Consider the following 15,172-nt stretch of genomic DNA (forward strand, 5'->3'; position numbering starts at 1 on the left):
CTGCGGGCAAGCGATCGCATGATAGGTTGAAGGCCGGTCCCGCGGCCCGAAAGCCCGCCACGCGCATGTTGCCAACCGTTCCGGTCGCCCACCGCTACAGCAGCGCCCGCTCCGCCCGACTGTGCGGGGCGATGGTGGCCGTGGTCGCGGCCACGGTTGCCTTGCCGCTCGCTGACGCGGACGCGCAGGTCCGCGACGAGGATCGGGCGAAGAGCGAGATACGGTCGATCGACCGCGCCATCGACCTCGCGCGGGAACGCAGGGAACGCCTGGACGCAGAAGCGGCCAGACACGCTCAGGAGGTGGAGGCGCTGCGCGCGCAGTCGGTCGAAGTCGCCCGGCGCGTGCAGGATCAGGAAGCGGCAGCCTCCGCGACGGAGCTTCGCCTGCGCGATCTCCGGCGCGAGACCGCAGCGGCGGAACAGAGCCTGAATGACGGACGCGACCGCATGGCGGTGACCTTGGCCGCGCTGCAACGCCTCGCGCGCCGGCCGCCCGAGGCGATGATCGCCATGCCGACCAGCCCGGTCGATACCGTGCGGACGGCGATGCTGCTCGGCGCGGTGGTCCCGCCCCTGGAGCGGCAGGCCGTCGAGCTGCGCGACCGGCTTGCGACGCTCGCCGCCCTCCGCGAAGAGGGCAGGCGCGAGCGCACGGCGCTGGCCAACCAGCTGGCAGCGCTGCGAAGCGAACGCGCCGAACTGGCCCGACTGGCGGAACGAACCGCCGTCCTCCGCGATCGCGCGGCGGCCGAGCGCCAGGATGTCGTCGCCCGGCTCGACAGCATGGGCAAGGAAGCCGACGACCTGCGCGACCTGATCAAGCGGCTGGAAGCGGAACGACGCGCGGAGGAGGAGCGCCGCCGGGTCGAAGCGGAGCGCCAGCGTGCCGAGGCGGCACGACGGCGGGCCGCGGAACAGCGCCGGCTCGCCGAAGAACAGCGGCGCGCGGAGGAAGAGGCGCGCCGGCGGAACGCGCCGCCACCGGTCGCGATGACGCCGCCACCGCGCCCCGCCGAGTTGCGCGAGTCGCAGCCCCCACCACCGGTGGTACCGCGCGGCTCGTCGCGGACGGCCCCCCCGGCCCGCGGCAGGATCGTCATGGGCTACGGCGATGCACCGCCGCCGCGGGATCGCGGTGTCGTACTGGAGACACGCGGCGATGCGCAGGTGGTGGCGCCACGCGAGGGCACCGTAGCCTATGCGGGAGATTTCCGCGGCTATGGCCGACTCTTGATCATCGACCATGGCGACGGGTATCATTCGGTGCTGATGGGCTTCGCGCGAATCGATGCGCGCCCGGGCCAGCGGGTGATCGCCGGGGAGCCCGTCGGTGTCATGGGTGCATCCGAAAGAGGGAACCCCCACCTCTATGTCGAGCTGCGCCGCAACGGGCAGCCTACCAATCCGCTGCCCATGCTGGCGGCGCAGAGGGAATAGCAGGGCATGATCGGACGAATGATGCTGGCGGCCACGGTGGCCGTCACGGTCGGTTGCGCAACCGCGGTCGACGTGAGCGCCCAGAACAAGGGCTCGGAGACCTACCGCCAGCTCAACCTGTTCGGCGACGTGTTCGAGCGGGTGCGCTCCGACTATGTCGAGCCGGTGACCGACGAACAACTCGTCGAATCCGCGATCAACGGCATGCTGACGGCGCTCGACCCGCATTCCAGCTACCTGAACGCGAAGAATTTTCGCGACATGCAGGTGCAGACGAAAGGCGAGTTCGGCGGCCTCGGCATCGAGGTCACGATGGAGAACGGCTACGTCAAGGTCGTCTCCCCCATCGACGATACGCCCGCCTTCCGCGCTGGCCTGCAGCCCGGCGACCTGATCACGCACCTCGACGGCGAGTCCGTCCAGGGCATGACCCTCGCCGATGCCGTCGAAAAGATGCGCGGCGCGCCGAAGACCACGCTGAAGGTCACGATCCGGCGCGGCGAGGAGGCACCCTTCGACGTGACCCTCACCCGCGACGTCATCCGCATCCAGTCGGTGCGCTCGCGCGTTGAAAAGGATATCGGCTACATCCGCATCACCTCGTTCAGCGAGCAGACCGACGAAGGCCTGCGCAACGCCATGAAGCGGCTGAAGGAGGAGATGGGCGACAAGCTGCACGGCGTGCTGCTCGATCTGCGCAACAACCCGGGCGGCCTCCTGGACCAGGCGGTCGCCGTGTCCGACGACTTCCTGGACAAGGGCGAGATCGTCTCAACGCGCGGCCGGCGGAAAGAGGACGTGCAGCGCTACAACGCGAATTCCGGAGACATCGCCGCAGATCTGCCGATCGTCGTGCTGATCAACGGCGGCTCGGCGTCGGCATCCGAAATCGTCGCAGGCGCCCTGCAGGATCATCAGCGCGCGCTGGTCGTCGGCACCCAGTCGTTCGGCAAAGGCTCGGTGCAGACCATCGTTCCCATCCCGGGGCACGGTGCGATCCGCTTGACGACGGCGCGCTACTACACCCCGTCGGGACGCTCGATCCAGGCGAAGGGCATCGAGCCGGACATCATCATCGAGCAGGCGCGCATCGAGCCGTTGACCGTCGAGGGTCGCCGGCGCGAGGCCGACCTGCGGGGTGCCCTGCGCAACGACGCCGAACGTGCCGAGCCGACGTCCGGCCCGGCGCCGCAAGCACCCGCCGCACCGGCCGTCACGCCCCAGCCCCAGCCTCAGCCTCAGTCCCAGCCGGGAGGCCAGCCGGGCTCCGAGATGGAAGACGAAGAGGTCGAGGCGATCCCGCCGGTCCTTCAGGGCGGACCGCAGGACTATCAGCTGGCGCGCGCCTTCGACCTGCTGCGCGGCATCTCGCTGTACCAGAAGCGGATCACGAAGTAGGGAGCGGATGGTGCCCAGCGGCCGTTCGGAGCCGGCATATCCCGGGCAGTCCCGCCGTCGCCCCGCCCGGCCGAAGCGATGAGGCGCGCGCCACTCTTCGCCGCGTGGGCCGCGACCCTCGCCGTCCTGGCCGGTGTCGTGGCGTGGGTGGAGTTGGGGGAAGAGCCCGATCGAACCGACGCTCCGACGCTGACGCTGGTCATTCCGGACCGCCCGGCTGCCCCTGCGCCAGTACCCGCGGAGGCACCGCCGGCGGAGGCACCGCCAGTACCGGCAGAAGCGACAGCACCGGCAGCGCCCCCGGCCGCAGCGGCACCGGCCGAGCCGGCGCCTGCCGGAGAAAAGCCGGTCGTGGCACCCGTGGAGCCTCCGGCGGCACAGGCGCCGCCGACGCCCCCCGAACCGGCGCCCGCACCAGAGCCCGCCCCCGCGCCCGAACCTGTTGCGGTGCCCGAACCGCCCGCCGAGCCCCCCGGCGCCACCCCCGCGGAGGCCGCGGCTCCGCCGGTGCCCGCGGAACCGCCACCCCAAAAGGAGCCCAGGCAGGAGCCGCGGGCTGAGCCGGTGTCCCCGGACGCCGCCACAGCGGCGACGACCGGCTTCCAGGGCGTCGATCCGAGGCTCGTGGAGGACGGTCCGAGCGGTCCGCTCCCCGTGATCGGGCCGCTCGGCCGGAAGCCTTGGCAGGTCTATGCCCGCCCCTTCGCACCGAACGCAGAGAAGGCACGGATCGCCGTAGTCCTCAGCGACCTTGGCCTCAGCACCGCGGCGACGGGCAAGGCGGTGAATTCGCTGCCGCCGGAAGTGTCGCTGGCGTTCCTGTCCTACGCCGACGCCGCTGCCGTCTGGCTGCAGCGCGCCAGGGCCGATGGCCATGAGGTCCTGATCGCCGTCCCCATGGAACCCGCCGCGAAGACCGACGATCCCGGCCCGCGCGCGCTCACCACGGCGGCCGCCCCGGACGCCATGATCGACGCGCTGGAATGGCATCTGTCGCGGGGCTCCGCTTATGTCGGGATCGCGACCTATATGGGCGGCGCGTTCCTGTCGACGGAGAGCGCCGTGCGCACGATCGTCGCCCCGCTGCGCGACCGCGGCCTGCTTCTGTTCGACGCTTCCGCGACCAATCCCGCCATCGCGGCGCGCGTCACGGCCGAACTCGGCGTGCCGTTCGCGGCAGTCGACCGGATCATCGACCCTGTACCGTCACGCGCGGCCGTCGACCGGCGGCTGGCCGAGGTGGAGGAGATCGCGCGCCGTCGCGGCAGCGCCATCGCCCTTGGGCGCCCCTATCCGGTCACGATCGATGCGATCGCCGCCTGGGCGGCCACGCTCGCCGACCGCGGCTTCGAACTCGCACCGCTGTCTGCCATGGTCGGCGGGGACAAGCCGAGCCAGCCGGCCCCCAACGCCGCCCCCGACGCCACCCCCGCTCCGGCCTCTGCCCGGAAGGCACGGCCATGACCGTCGGACACCCGCACATCCTGCCCGGCTATCGTCCCTGCGTCGGGCTGCTGCTGCTCAATGCGAACGGCGAGGTTTTCGTCGGGCGGCGCCTGGACACCCAGGACGCATGGCAGATGCCGCAGGGCGGCATCGATCCCGGCGAGGAACCGCGAACCGCGGTCCTCCGCGAAATGCAGGAGGAGATCGGTACGGGGAAGGCGGAGATCATCGCGGAGAGCGACCTATGGCGGCATTACGAACTGCCGGCCTCGCTCGCGCGCCGCGTATGGGGCGGCCGCTATCGCGGCCAGGCGCAGAAATGGTTCGCGCTGCGCTTCACCGGCCAGGATGCGGACATCGACCTGACCGCGACGCCCCATGTGGAGTTCGACGCTTGGCAGTGGGTGGCTCTCGACCGGCTCGTCGACCTGATCGTGCCGTTCAAGCGCGATGTCTATCTGGAGGTGGTCGACGAGTTCGCGCCGCTGATCCGGGGAGCCGCGCCGCGCTGACCTCGGCGGGGAGGCGACAAAGCCGCCCGAAACCGCTAGGCTGTCCGTACCAATGGATGACAGAACCATTCCCTGACGGATGGAGGGAGCGAGACATGGAATTCGAGTACTCGGAGCGGACCAAGGAGCTGAAGGCCCGCGTCGAAGACTTCATGAACCGGTACGTCTACCCCAACGAAGAGCTCTACTATCAGCAGCTCGACGAGGGTGGAAACCGCTGGAAGGTCGTGCCGATCCTGGAAGAGGTGAAGCAGAAGGCCAAGGCCGAGGGCCTCTGGAACTTCTTCCTGCCGGAGAGCGCGAGCGGCGCCGGCCTGACCAACATGGAGTACGCGCCCCTCTGCGAGATCATGGGCCGCGTCCACTGGGCGTCCGAGGCGTTCAACTGCTCGGCGCCGGACACCGGCAACATGGAGGTGTTCGAGCGCTACGCCAGCCCGGAGCTGAAGAAGAAGTGGCTGGAGCCGCTGCTGAACGGCGAGATCCGTTCGGCCTTCGCGATGACCGAGCCGCGCGTCGCCTCGTCCGACGCGACCAACATCGAGACCCGCATCGAGCGCGACGGCGACCACTACGTCATCAACGGCCTGAAGTGGTGGACCAGCGGCATCGGCGACCCGCGCTGCAAGGTGCTGATCCTGATGGGCAAGACCGACCCGTCGGCGCCGACCTACCGCCAGCAGTCGATGATCGTCGTCCCCGTCGACACCCCAGGCATCACGAACCTGCGCATGCTGAACGTGATGGGCTTCGACGACGCCCCGCACGGCCACGGCGAGGTCGAGTTCAAGAACGTCCGCGTGCCCAAGGAGAACCTGCTCCTCGGTGAGGGCCGCGGCTTCGAGATCGCCCAGGGCCGCCTCGGCCCGGGGCGCATCCATCACTGCATGCGCATCATCGGCGTCGCCGAGCGGGCGCTGGAGATGATGTGCAAGCGCGGCACGGAGCGCGTGACCTGGGGCAAGACCCTGGCCGAGCGCGACAACTTCATGGAGCGCGTCGCCAACGCCCGCATCAACATCGAGATGTGCCGCCTGCTGACGCTGAAGGCCGCCTGGATGATGGACACCGCCGGCAACAAGACTGCCCGGCAGGAAATCGCGATGATCAAGGTCGCGGCGCCGAACATGGCCCTCAAGGTCATCGACGACGCGATGCAGGCGCACGGCGGCGGCGCCATGAGCCAGGCCTTCAAGCTCAGCTACATGTGGTCGCGCATGCGGGCACTGCGCTTCGCCGACGGTCCGGACGAGGTGCACCGCCAGCAGATCGCCAAGCTGGAACTGCGCCGTCAGGTCGACTGGCCGCCCCGCGCCGCTCGCGCCGCGGAATAGTCGTATGCCCGCCATCGAGCGGGTGCCCGGTTCCGCACGGGGCCGCAGCCAGGCCAGCGCCTGGGGCGACCTCGTGTGGGCGGTCGCGACTGGGCCGGACAAGTCCGGCTCCGTCTACGACCAGACCCGGGGCGCCCTCGGCGTCATCGACGAATGCCTTTCCAAGTCCGGCACGGACAAGTCGCGGCTCGTGTCCGCGACGGTCTACGTCACCGATATCGCCACGAAGGGCGAGATGGATCGGGCATGGTGCGAATGGCTCGGCAACGATCCCGGCCACTGGCCCCAACGCGCCTGCATCGGCGTCCAACTCGCCCCAGGCGACCTCGTCGAGATCGTGGTGACGGCGGCCCGATGAGGCCGACCGGCGACCCGGAGCGCGGGCGTCCCGCCCGCCTTCTTCCGTCTTTTCTTGGAGTGAGCCGCGGCTGATGACTGTCGGGTGGCACTCTCGCGGGTACCTTCCGCATCTCGATGCCCCCGACATCGTCCAGTCGGTAACCTTTCGGCTCGCTGACAGTCTTCCACAGAATGTCCTGCGGGCGCTCCGCTCCCGACGCGTCGCATCGCAAGAGCTAAGACGCAACGTCGAGAAGCTGCTCGATTGCGGCTACGGTTCATGTGCACTGCGCATTCCCGAGATCGCGGGTCTGGTCGAGCATGCATTGCTGCATTTCGATCGGGAACGCTACCGCGTCCTCGCCTGGAGCATCATGCCAAACCATGTCCACGCCGTGCTCCGCGTGAACGACGGCCATACGCTCTCATCGATCGTGCACTCCTGGAAATCCTACACGGCCAAACGCGCACGCGAGTTCTCGCCCGGCGAAGGCCGCTTCTGGCAGCCTGATTACTTCGATCGCTATGTCAGAGACGACGAGCACCTCGCCGCAACGATCTCGTATGTCGAGTACAATCCGGTCAGGGCTGGGCTTTGCGCGGAGCCCGAGGATTGGCCGTTCAGCAGCGCTCGGTGCAGAGGCGGCCCGCGATCCGAACGTCCGGCGCCATAATTGCCGCCGCGAGAACCAAGGTGCGGGCGAGACGCCCGCGCTCCGAGGCGGAGCGCCTCGAGCCTGGACGCTGCCCCCTCACCACGCCTAAATGTCTTCCGCGCCGCTTCGACCCGACGGCGAAAAGGACGTAGCGATGGCCAGGACCGAACCCGTCCCCGTTTCCGTGATCACCGGCTTCCTCGGAAGCGGCAAGACCACGCTGCTGTCGCATCTGCTAAAGCGGCCGGACATGGGCCGGACCGCAGTGATCATCAACGAGTTCGGCGAGGTCGGCCTCGACCACGACCTCGTCTCCTCGGCCACGGACGACACGATCCTGATGGAGAGCGGCTGCATCTGCTGCACCATCAAGGGCGATCTGGTCGACACCATGCGCGACCTGCTGGCCCGGCGCGCCAAGGGCGACCTGCCGCCGTTCGAGCGGCTGCTGATCGAGACGACCGGCCTCGCGGATCCGGTCCCGATCCTGCACACGCTGATGGGCGATCCCGTCGTCGGCAGCCACTACCGGCTCGACGGGGTCGTGACCACGATCGACGCGATCAACGGCGACAGCACGCTCGACAGCCAGGAAGAATCCGTGCGCCAGGTGGCGATGGCCGACCGGCTGCTGCTGACCAAGACCGACCTCGTCCGGGACCCGGTGTCGCGGCGCGACCTGGAAAAGCTCCGCGAGCGGCTGAAGGCCCTTAATCCCGGGGCGCCGATCCAGGAAGTGCACGACGGTGAGGCGGACCCGAAGACCCTCTTCGAGGCGGGCCTCTACAATCCCGAGACCAAGAGCCCCGACGTCGCCCGCTGGCTGCGCGAGGAGGCCTACCACGCGGCCCAGCACGACCATGACCACCACGGTCACGACCATGGCGACCACGATCACCACCACCATCATCACAAGCACGACGACGCCTTCAAATCCTTCGTGCTGACCTGCGACCAGCCCTTGGCATGGAACGTCTGGGTCGGCTGGCTGGAGGCGCTGGTGGCGAGCCGCGGCGGCGACCTGCTGCGGATGAAGGGCATCCTGAACGTCGACGGCCTGGACCGTCCGGTCGCCGTGCACGGGGTGCAGCACCTCTTCCACCCGCCCGTCATCCTCGATGGCTGGCCGAGCGACGACCGCCGGTCGCGCATCATCTTCATCACCCGCAACGTCGGCGCCGATGCCCTGAAGGCGATGCTGGACGCCTGGGCGCAGCCGGGAGCGAGCGTGCAGTGAACGAACAGCAATACCCCCTGCCCGAGCCCGCCGTCGCGGCGGCGCTCGGCACGATCAGCTTCAATACGGACGGCCTCGTCGCCGCCATCGCGCAGCAGCACGACACGGGCGAGGTGCTGATGATGGCCTGGATGAACGCCGAGTCCGTCGCGGAGACGCTGCGCACCGGCCGCGTCTGCTACTGGTCGCGGTCGCGCAAGGCGCTCTGGCGCAAGGGCGAGACGTCGGGGCAGATGCAGGTGCTGAAGCAGATGCTTGTCGACTGCGACGGCGACACCCTGCTGCTGCGTGTCCATCAGGACGGCGTGGCGTGCCACACCGGGCGCAGGAACTGCTTCTTCAATGCCGTCACGCCGGACGGGATGGTCGAGAACGCGCCCGTGCTGGTCGACCCGGACGCCCTCTACGGCAGCAAGCGCTGATGGCACCGCAGGAACGCCCCGGCACGGCGAGCGTCGTCGCGGTGAGCCGGAGTGCCACGCACAGTTTCGGCAAGCCGAATCAACTCGAGATTCGGCTTCTCGCCGGCCTCGGCGTCGCTGGCGACGCCCATCACGGCGAGACGGTGAAGCACCGCTCCCGCGTCGCGCGGGACCCGACGCAGCCGAACCTGCGCCAGGTGCACCTGATCCACATCGAGCTGCTGGAGGAACTGAAGGCCAAGGGCTTCGACGTCGGTCCCGGCGAGATCGGCGAGAACATCCTGACGCGCGACCTCGACCTCCTGGGCCTGCCCACGGGCACCCTGCTCGCCATCGGCGAGACGGCGGTGGTCGAGGTTACCGGTCTGCGCAATCCCTGCGTTCAGCTCGACCGGTTTCAAAAGGGTCTCATGGCCGCATGTCTGGGCCGCGACGCCGATGGCGGCCTGATCCGTAAGGCCGGGGTCATGTCGATCGTCAGGCGAGAGGGCGACGTGCGCGCGGGCGATGCGATCCGGGTGACGCTGCCGCCCGAACCCCACCGCCCACTCGCGGCCGTCTAGAACAGCCGAGCGCGTCGAACACCACCGAGCGGCCGCCTGATCACCCTTGATCCAGCTGCAATTGCTCGCCTCGACGTCGCCGACCATTCGGAGACGACCTTCGAGTCGTAGCGCCGCGCGGCCAGGGAACCGCCCTGCCGTCGCCCTGTTTCTCAGACAACGGAAACAGCAACGGAGCCGGCCATGAATTGGGAACAGGTTCGCGGCAACTGGAACCAGATGAAGGGCGAGGTGAAGCAGCAGTGGGGCAAACTCACCGACGACGATCTCACCTTCGTGGAAGGAAGCCGGGACAAGCTCGTAGGGCGTGTGCAGGAGCGCTACGGCGTCGAGAAGGACGAGGCGGAACGTCAACTTCAGGACTGGGAGAGCCGTCACTGATGCTCCGCCGCTGAATCACCGCCGGGTACACGGCGAACGCGCCCGGGCCGAGAGATCGGTCCGGGCGTTCTGCTGTCCGCTCCGCCCCCCTCCGCGCCGCCGGGCTCCTCTATCTCGCCAGGGACGATGCCGCTTAGACTGGCGGAACAATAACGAGGGTTGGAGGGAACAATGGTCGAAGCTCCGCAGAAGCCGCCCGCGCGCATGCTCGAAGGCAAGGCGGCCCTGATCACCGGCGGCGCCCGCGGGATCGGCCGGGCGGCGGCCCTGCTGTTCGCGCGCGAGGGTGCACGGGTCGCCGTCGCGGACATGAGCGCCGACGGCGCCGCGGAGACGGTTTCCATGATCAATGATGCCGGCGGCCAGGCGATCTCCGTCACCTGCGACGTCAGTAGCCGGGACCAGGTCGAGAAGATGGTGGCGGCCGCCGTCGCGGCCTTCGGCCGGCTCGACTGTGCGTTCAACAATGCGGGGATCGCGGGATATCAGGTAGACGCGGCCGGTCAGAAGACCGCGGACTGGTCGGAGGAAGCGTTCGACCGCATGGTCGCGGTCAACCTGAAGGGCGTCTGGCTCAGCATGCGCAGCGAGCTGAAGCAGATGACGGCACAGGGCGGCGGCGGGGCGATCGTCAACACCGCCTCCATCGCCGGGCTGATCGGGCTTCCCACCTCGTCCGCCTACGTCGCTGCCAAGCACGGCGTGGTCGGCCTGACCAAGACCGCCGCGATCGAATATGCCGAGGCCGGGATCCGGACCAATTCCGTCTGCCCCGGCTATATCGAGACCGACATGACGCGTGACACGATGGCCCGGCGCGGCGAGCACATCCTGGGCATGACGCCGATGCGCCGCATGGGGACGGCGCAGGAGATCGCCGAAATGGTCTGCTGGCTCTGCTCCGACCGCGCCAGTTACGTCAACGGCGCCAACTACAATGTCGACGGCGGCTACGTCGCCGTTTGAGGGCGCCGCACCCGCCGCCACGGTGCGGCGGGTGCCGCCGACCCGTCAGCCCACGGTCTTCCGGTAGAGGTGCCAGGTGGCGTGGCCCAGCACGGGGACCACCACGATCAGGCCGAGCAGCAGCGGCAGGGCACCCAGCGCAAGTCCGGTCGCGACGATCAGGCCCCAGACCATCATCGGCACGGGGTTCTCCGTGACGACGCGCATCGAGGTCAGGACAGCCGTCGTCACCCGCACCCGCCGGTCGAGCAGAAGCGGGAACGAGACGACGCTGATCGTCAGGGTCAGCACGGCGAACAGGAAGCCGACGCCGACACCGAAGACGATCAGCGCCCACCCGGCCGGCGTCGTGAACACCTCGGTCACGAAGGCGCCGAACGATTGCGGCATCGCGGGTCCGAGCGTCGCTCCATAGATCGCCATCGCGGCGACGAGCCACAGGCCGAAGATCGCGGCCAGCACGAAGCCCAGGATCGCGATCCCGGCGATAGACGGGGAACTGAAGACGCGAAAAGCATCGGTCCAGCCGGCATCCTCCCCCCGTTCGCGCCGTCGGCTCATCTCGTAGAGGCCGGCCGCCGCAGCCGGTCCGAGCAAGGCGAAGCCCGAAACGAGCGGAAAAACCAGCGGCAGCATGTCGTAGCCGGCCATCAGCCGCGCCAGGATGAGGCCTGCGATCGGGTAGACGACGCCGATGAACAGGACGTCGGTCCGATAGGCCGCAAAGTCCCGGATGCCCGCCCGAAGCGCCTCCCGGACATCGGCGACCGTGATCCGGCGCACGGCTGGCGGTGCCAGGCCGCGATCCTCTTCGGTCACGCTGAGGGAACGGCCGGCGGCATCCAGCCCATGCACCGTATTGCCGAACTGGTCGGCGACCCATTCGACGGGGTTTCGGATCGTCATCTGCGTTCCTCCCGCTACAAGGCTTGGGAGGCCGCGGCCGAACCATCAGGCTCTCTGGCCGGTCGACGGCCACGAGCATCCGCGACCTGTTTATTTATTATAGACCTCGTCGAACGTCAGCGCATCGCCCTTCACGCGTGAAGACCGTGACGGCCGCCGCAAGAATCGGAATGCGCGCCGATCCGGCGGCGCCTACCTCCCCGTCACGACGCACCGTTCGGGAAGAAGCCATGTCAGAGACGATCAGCGCCCGCATCGATGCCCTCGACTGGCCACGCATCGCGGGCGACCTGGATGCAGCTGGCAGCGCCGCGATCCGCGGATTGCTGACACCCGAGACATGCGATGCGGTGGCCGCCCTCTACGACGGCGACGAATCGCGCTTCCGCAGCCGCGTGGTGATGGCCCGGCACGGTTATGGCCGCGGCGAATACAGATACTTCGCCTACCCGCTGCCGGATCTCGTGGGCGCCCTCCGCACGGCCGCCTACCCGCATCTGGCGGCAGTGGCGAACCGCTGGCACGAGCGCATGGGCCTGGCGCCCCGGTTCCCGGGGGCGCACGCCGCATTCCTCGAGCGCTGCCACGCCGCCGGCCAGACCCGGCCGACGCCGCTGCTGCTGCGCTACGGCCCGGGCGACTACAATTGCCTGCACCAGGATCTCTACGGCGAGCACGTCTTCCCGCTGCAGATGGCGATCCTGCTCTCCGAGCCGGAGCGCGATTTCGAGGGCGGCGCGTTCGTGCTGACCGAGCAGCGCCCGCGCATGCAGTCGCGCGCCGATGTCGTGCCGCTGCGCCAGGGCGACGCGGTGGTGTTCGCCGTCCGCCACCGGCCCGTGGCGGGAACGCGCGGCGACTATCGCGTGCAGATGCGGCACGGCGTCGGTACCGTGCGCAGCGGCCGGCGCCACACCCTCGGCATCATCTTCCACGACGCGACGTGACGCCCATGACCCGCGACCTGTTCGAGACCGAGCGATCGGCGGTGCCATTGGCCGACGGTGCGGTGCTGCTGCCGGGGTTCGCGCTGCCGTTCGAGGAAGAGATCCTGGCCGGCGTGGCCGCCGTGGCCGCTGCGGCACCCTTCCGCCACATGACGACACCCGGCGGATTCCGCATGTCGGTCGCCATGACCAACTGCGGCAATGCCGGCTGGATCACCGACCGGCGCGGCTACCGCTACGATGCGGCGGATCCGGAAACAGGCTCGGAATGGCCCGCCATGCCGGCGGCTTTCGGCGTGCTCGCGACCCGGGCCGCCGCGGCCGGAGGCTTCCCCGGCTTCGTTCCCGATGCCTGCCTGATCAACCGGTACGAGCCCGGTGCGCGGCTGACGCTCCACCAGGACCGCAACGAACGGGACTATGACGCGCCCATCGTGTCGGTCTCGCTCGGCCTGCCGGCGACCTTCCTGTTCGGCGGCTCCGAACGGACAGACAAAGCCCGCCGGGTGCCCCTGGCGCATGGCGACGTGGTCGTCTGGGGCGGCCCGGCCCGCCTCGCCTTCCACGGCGTCGCACCGCTGAAGGACGGCACGCACCCGCTGCTCGGACGGGCGCGCATCAACCTCACCTTTCGCAAGGCACTCTGAGAGGTTCAGGCGCCTCGGCCGTTGCGCTCGTCGCTCTCGAGCCTGCCGTCCACCAGGTGGATGCGCCGGTCCATGCGCGATGCCATGTCCAGGTCGTGCGTGACCGCGACGACGGTCTTGCCGCCCGTCCGAACCAGATCCTCGAGGATCGCGAAGACCTGCGCCGAACTCTTCGTGTCCAGGCTGCCGGTCGGCTCGTCGGCGAACACCACCGGCGGATCGTTGGCCAGCGCCCGCGCGACGGCCACCCGCTGGCGCTGGCCGCCGGAGAGCTGATCCGGCCGCTTGTCGAGATGATCGCCGAGCCCCAGCGAGCCGAGCAGCCCCGCGGCGCGCTCGCGCATCTGCCCTCGGGTGAGCCGGGCGCGCTTGCGCATCGGCAGTTCGACATTCTCGCGCACCGTGAACTCGGGCAGCAGGAAGTGGAACTGGAAGACGAAGCCGAGCAGCGCGAGCCGCGTCTCCGCCCGCTCGCGTTCGCTCATCGGCCCCGCATCCCGGCCGGCGATGCGCAGCACGCCCCCGGTCGGCCGGTCCAGAAGGCCCAGCAGGTAGAGCAGCGACGACTTGCCGGACCCCGAGGGCCCCGTGACAGCGACGAGTTCGCGCGCCCCGATCGACAGCGACACGTCCTGTACCAGGGTCACCGGCACCGTCGCCGGCAGCACGCGCGTCAGGTGCTCGGCCTCAATCAGCGGTGCCGTGCCGTCGCTCACGACGCGCCCCGGATGATCTCGACCGGGTTCAGGCGCGCCGCACGCCGCGCCGGCAGATAGCCGGCCACCGCCGCCGACGCCAGTGCGAAGGCCGCGGCGAGCAGATAGTGCAGAAGGCTCCAGGCGACCGGCAGGTGCGTCATCTCGCGACCCGTCGCCGCCAGCTCGAAACGGACCTGGGAGAGCGCATAGACCAGCGAGAACCCTAGGAGCCAGCCGGCAACCGAGCCCGCGGCGCCGATGACGATGCCCTCGACGACGAAGAGGCTCTGCATGTCGCCCCGGCTGAAGCCGAGCGACTTCATGATGGCGATGTCGCGCGCCTTCTCGTGGGTGATCGTCGAGACGATGTTGAAGATGCCGAAGCCGGCGACGAGCATGATGGCGGCGACGACCGTGTACATGATGACGTTGCGCACGACGAGCGCCTCCAGCAGCGACTCGTTCGCCTCCTGCCACGCCACCGCCTTGTAGCCGAGCTGCGCCTCGGCGCGCCGCGCGACGGCGGGCGCCGCGTTGGGGTCGCCGAGCTTGATGCGGAACTCGTTAATCGCGTTCGGGCGCTCGCTGACGATCTGGGCGTTCTTGAGCAGCACATAGGCCTCGCCTTCGTCGCGGGCGGTCGTGCCGGTGTGGAAGAGGCCGACGATCTTGAAGCCGCGCGTCAGGCCGGTGGAGGACACGAGGGTGACGGTGTCGCCGAACGTCGCCCCCAGCCGCTCGGCCATCCGGTCGCCGACGACGACATTGTTGCCGCCCGCCGCCAGCGCCGCGAAACTGCCGGCCACGAAATCCTCGATGATCGGCGAGACACCGCGCTCGGCATCCGGCTCGATGCCGATGATGGCGGCCCCCACGTCGCGCCCGGCATAGCGCACCACCCCCTGGGTGCGGAGGCTCGGCGCGAGCCGCCCGTGCAGCCGTCCCTCGCCGGCACCGATCCAGCCGTCCAGCCAGGCCTGTGCGGCCGTCGGATTGATGATGCCGCGGCGATCCTCGCGCGGGCGCAGTCCGGCGATGGCGGTGGCGGCGAAGACGTCCTCCGCGGGCTGGCGCGGCGGCGTGCGTCGGTCGTCGGTGATCTGGACGTGCGGCATCGCGTTGATCAGCTGCTCGACGAAATCGTCCTGGCTGCCCTGCATCAGTGCGGCCATCGCGATCGAGAAGCCGACTCCCACGGCGACGCCGACCACCGCCACCAGCGTCTGCCGGCCGCGGCCGGCGATGTGGGTGAAGGCGATATCCAGGACGAGGCGCATCCGC

At 69.4% G+C, this 15,172-nt stretch carries 18 protein-coding genes; 14 read left to right on the forward strand and 4 right to left on the reverse strand.

Annotated features, from left to right (window positions below):
• Positions 1 to 65: 65 nt before the first annotated feature.
• Positions 66 to 1,439, forward strand: coding sequence for a murein hydrolase activator EnvC family protein (locus tag ABIE65_RS16080; protein ID WP_354079025.1), 1,374 nt, complete (start codon positions 66 to 68; stop codon positions 1,437 to 1,439).
• A 6-nt stretch (positions 1,440 to 1,445) separates the two neighbouring features.
• Entirely contained in the window at positions 1,446 to 2,837 is a 1,392-nt protein-coding gene (locus ABIE65_RS16085) for a S41 family peptidase (protein ID WP_354079027.1), read from the forward strand.
• A gap of 199 nt (positions 2,838 to 3,036) precedes the next feature.
• Here ABIE65_RS16085 and ABIE65_RS16090 read toward each other — a convergent pair whose 3' ends face one another.
• Entirely contained in the window at positions 3,037 to 3,195 is a 159-nt protein-coding gene (locus ABIE65_RS16090) for a hypothetical protein (protein ID WP_354079028.1), read from the reverse strand.
• 206 nt (positions 3,196 to 3,401) lie between these two features.
• Between ABIE65_RS16090 and ABIE65_RS16095 the strand changes: the two genes are divergently transcribed.
• From ABIE65_RS16095 to ABIE65_RS16140, 10 genes are all read left to right on the forward strand, one after another.
• A complete protein-coding gene (locus ABIE65_RS16095) occupies positions 3,402 to 4,301 on the forward strand; it encodes a divergent polysaccharide deacetylase family protein (RefSeq protein ID WP_354079029.1) in 900 nt (299 codons plus the stop codon).
• Positions 4,298 to 4,795, forward strand: a complete 498-nt coding sequence (locus tag ABIE65_RS16100) for an RNA pyrophosphohydrolase (RefSeq protein ID WP_354079030.1) — start codon at positions 4,298 to 4,300, stop codon at positions 4,793 to 4,795. Before ABIE65_RS16095 ends, ABIE65_RS16100 begins: the two co-directional genes overlap by 4 nt.
• Positions 4,796 to 4,890: 95 nt before the next feature.
• The gene (locus ABIE65_RS16105) at positions 4,891 to 6,129 is read left to right on the forward strand and encodes an acyl-CoA dehydrogenase family protein (RefSeq protein ID WP_354079031.1); all 1,239 of its coding nucleotides are present in this window, start codon (positions 4,891 to 4,893) and stop codon (positions 6,127 to 6,129) included.
• A gap of 4 nt (positions 6,130 to 6,133) precedes the next feature.
• On the forward strand, positions 6,134 to 6,487 hold the full coding sequence (locus ABIE65_RS16110) for a RidA family protein (RefSeq protein ID WP_354079032.1): 354 nt from the start codon (positions 6,134 to 6,136) through the stop codon (positions 6,485 to 6,487).
• Between the two features lie 73 nt (positions 6,488 to 6,560).
• Positions 6,561 to 7,142, forward strand: coding sequence for an REP-associated tyrosine transposase (locus ABIE65_RS16115; protein WP_354079033.1), 582 nt, complete (start codon positions 6,561 to 6,563; stop codon positions 7,140 to 7,142).
• 136 nt (positions 7,143 to 7,278) lie between these two features.
• Positions 7,279 to 8,361 (forward strand): CobW family GTP-binding protein, encoded by a 1,083-nt coding sequence (locus ABIE65_RS16120; protein ID WP_354079034.1) that lies wholly within the window; start codon positions 7,279 to 7,281, stop codon positions 8,359 to 8,361.
• Positions 8,362 to 8,378: 17 nt separating this feature from the next.
• Positions 8,379 to 8,783 (forward strand): phosphoribosyl-AMP cyclohydrolase, encoded by a 405-nt coding sequence (gene hisI, locus ABIE65_RS16125; RefSeq protein WP_502918542.1) that lies wholly within the window; start codon positions 8,379 to 8,381, stop codon positions 8,781 to 8,783.
• On the forward strand, positions 8,783 to 9,346 hold the full coding sequence (locus ABIE65_RS16130) for an MOSC domain-containing protein (RefSeq protein ID WP_354079038.1): 564 nt from the start codon (positions 8,783 to 8,785) through the stop codon (positions 9,344 to 9,346). Before hisI ends, ABIE65_RS16130 begins: the two co-directional genes overlap by 1 nt.
• Before the next feature lie 183 nt (positions 9,347 to 9,529).
• The gene (locus tag ABIE65_RS16135) at positions 9,530 to 9,727 is read left to right on the forward strand and encodes a CsbD family protein (protein WP_354079039.1); all 198 of its coding nucleotides are present in this window, start codon (positions 9,530 to 9,532) and stop codon (positions 9,725 to 9,727) included.
• 171 nt (positions 9,728 to 9,898) lie between these two features.
• On the forward strand, positions 9,899 to 10,693 hold the full coding sequence (locus ABIE65_RS16140; protein WP_354079040.1) for a glucose 1-dehydrogenase: 795 nt from the start codon (positions 9,899 to 9,901) through the stop codon (positions 10,691 to 10,693).
• 45 nt (positions 10,694 to 10,738) lie between these two features.
• Here the strand turns inward: ABIE65_RS16140 and ABIE65_RS16145 are convergent, their stop codons facing one another.
• Positions 10,739 to 11,599: a DUF2189 domain-containing protein gene (locus ABIE65_RS16145; protein ID WP_354079041.1), complete on the reverse strand. Its 861-nt coding sequence runs from the start codon at positions 11,597 to 11,599 to the stop codon at positions 10,739 to 10,741.
• Between the two features lie 230 nt (positions 11,600 to 11,829).
• Between ABIE65_RS16145 and ABIE65_RS16150 the strand changes: the two genes are divergently transcribed.
• Both ABIE65_RS16150 and alkB read left to right on the forward strand, forming a co-directional pair.
• Entirely contained in the window at positions 11,830 to 12,546 is a 717-nt protein-coding gene (locus tag ABIE65_RS16150) for a 2OG-Fe(II) oxygenase (protein ID WP_354079042.1), read from the forward strand.
• A 5-nt stretch (positions 12,547 to 12,551) separates the two neighbouring features.
• Positions 12,552 to 13,193: a DNA oxidative demethylase AlkB gene (alkB, locus tag ABIE65_RS16155; RefSeq protein WP_354079044.1), complete on the forward strand. Its 642-nt coding sequence runs from the start codon at positions 12,552 to 12,554 to the stop codon at positions 13,191 to 13,193.
• A 5-nt stretch (positions 13,194 to 13,198) separates the two neighbouring features.
• Here alkB and ABIE65_RS16160 read toward each other — a convergent pair whose 3' ends face one another.
• Both ABIE65_RS16160 and ABIE65_RS16165 read right to left on the reverse strand, forming a co-directional pair.
• Complete coding sequence (locus ABIE65_RS16160) at positions 13,199 to 13,909, reverse strand: ABC transporter ATP-binding protein (protein WP_354079045.1); 711 nt, start codon at positions 13,907 to 13,909, stop codon at positions 13,199 to 13,201.
• Complete coding sequence (locus tag ABIE65_RS16165) at positions 13,906 to 15,168, reverse strand: ABC transporter permease (protein ID WP_354079046.1); 1,263 nt, start codon at positions 15,166 to 15,168, stop codon at positions 13,906 to 13,908. Before ABIE65_RS16165 ends, ABIE65_RS16160 begins: the two co-directional genes overlap by 4 nt.
• Positions 15,169 to 15,172: the final 4 nt, after the last annotated feature.

This window comes from Constrictibacter sp. MBR-5 (assembly GCF_040549485.1).
Classification (GTDB): domain Bacteria; phylum Pseudomonadota; class Alphaproteobacteria; order JAJUGE01; family JAJUGE01; genus Constrictibacter.

What these genes read in the sequence shown, in the direction of transcription:
- ABIE65_RS16080 (WP_354079025.1), top strand. Translation starts at nt 66, where the DNA reads ATGTTGCCAACCGTTCCGGTCGCCCACCGCTACAGCAGCGCCCGCTCC.
- ABIE65_RS16085 (WP_354079027.1), top strand. Translation starts at nt 1,446, where the DNA reads ATGATCGGACGAATGATGCTGGCGGCCACGGTGGCCGTCACGGTCGGT.
- ABIE65_RS16100 (WP_354079030.1), top strand. Translation starts at nt 4,298, where the DNA reads ATGACCGTCGGACACCCGCACATCCTGCCCGGCTATCGTCCCTGCGTC.
- ABIE65_RS16105 (WP_354079031.1), top strand. Translation starts at nt 4,891, where the DNA reads ATGGAATTCGAGTACTCGGAGCGGACCAAGGAGCTGAAGGCCCGCGTC.
- ABIE65_RS16110 (WP_354079032.1), top strand. Translation starts at nt 6,134, where the DNA reads ATGCCCGCCATCGAGCGGGTGCCCGGTTCCGCACGGGGCCGCAGCCAG.
- ABIE65_RS16115 (WP_354079033.1), top strand. Translation starts at nt 6,561, where the DNA reads ATGACTGTCGGGTGGCACTCTCGCGGGTACCTTCCGCATCTCGATGCC.
- ABIE65_RS16120 (WP_354079034.1), top strand. Translation starts at nt 7,279, where the DNA reads ATGGCCAGGACCGAACCCGTCCCCGTTTCCGTGATCACCGGCTTCCTC.
- ABIE65_RS16130 (WP_354079038.1), top strand. Translation starts at nt 8,783, where the DNA reads ATGGCACCGCAGGAACGCCCCGGCACGGCGAGCGTCGTCGCGGTGAGC.
- ABIE65_RS16135 (WP_354079039.1), top strand. Translation starts at nt 9,530, where the DNA reads ATGAATTGGGAACAGGTTCGCGGCAACTGGAACCAGATGAAGGGCGAG.
- ABIE65_RS16140 (WP_354079040.1), top strand. Translation starts at nt 9,899, where the DNA reads ATGGTCGAAGCTCCGCAGAAGCCGCCCGCGCGCATGCTCGAAGGCAAG.
- ABIE65_RS16145 (WP_354079041.1), bottom strand. Translation starts at nt 11,599, where the DNA reads ATGACGATCCGAAACCCCGTCGAATGGGTCGCCGACCAGTTCGGCAAT.
- ABIE65_RS16150 (WP_354079042.1), top strand. Translation starts at nt 11,830, where the DNA reads ATGTCAGAGACGATCAGCGCCCGCATCGATGCCCTCGACTGGCCACGC.
- alkB (WP_354079044.1), top strand. Translation starts at nt 12,552, where the DNA reads ATGACCCGCGACCTGTTCGAGACCGAGCGATCGGCGGTGCCATTGGCC.
- ABIE65_RS16165 (WP_354079046.1), bottom strand. Translation starts at nt 15,168, where the DNA reads ATGCGCCTCGTCCTGGATATCGCCTTCACCCACATCGCCGGCCGCGGC.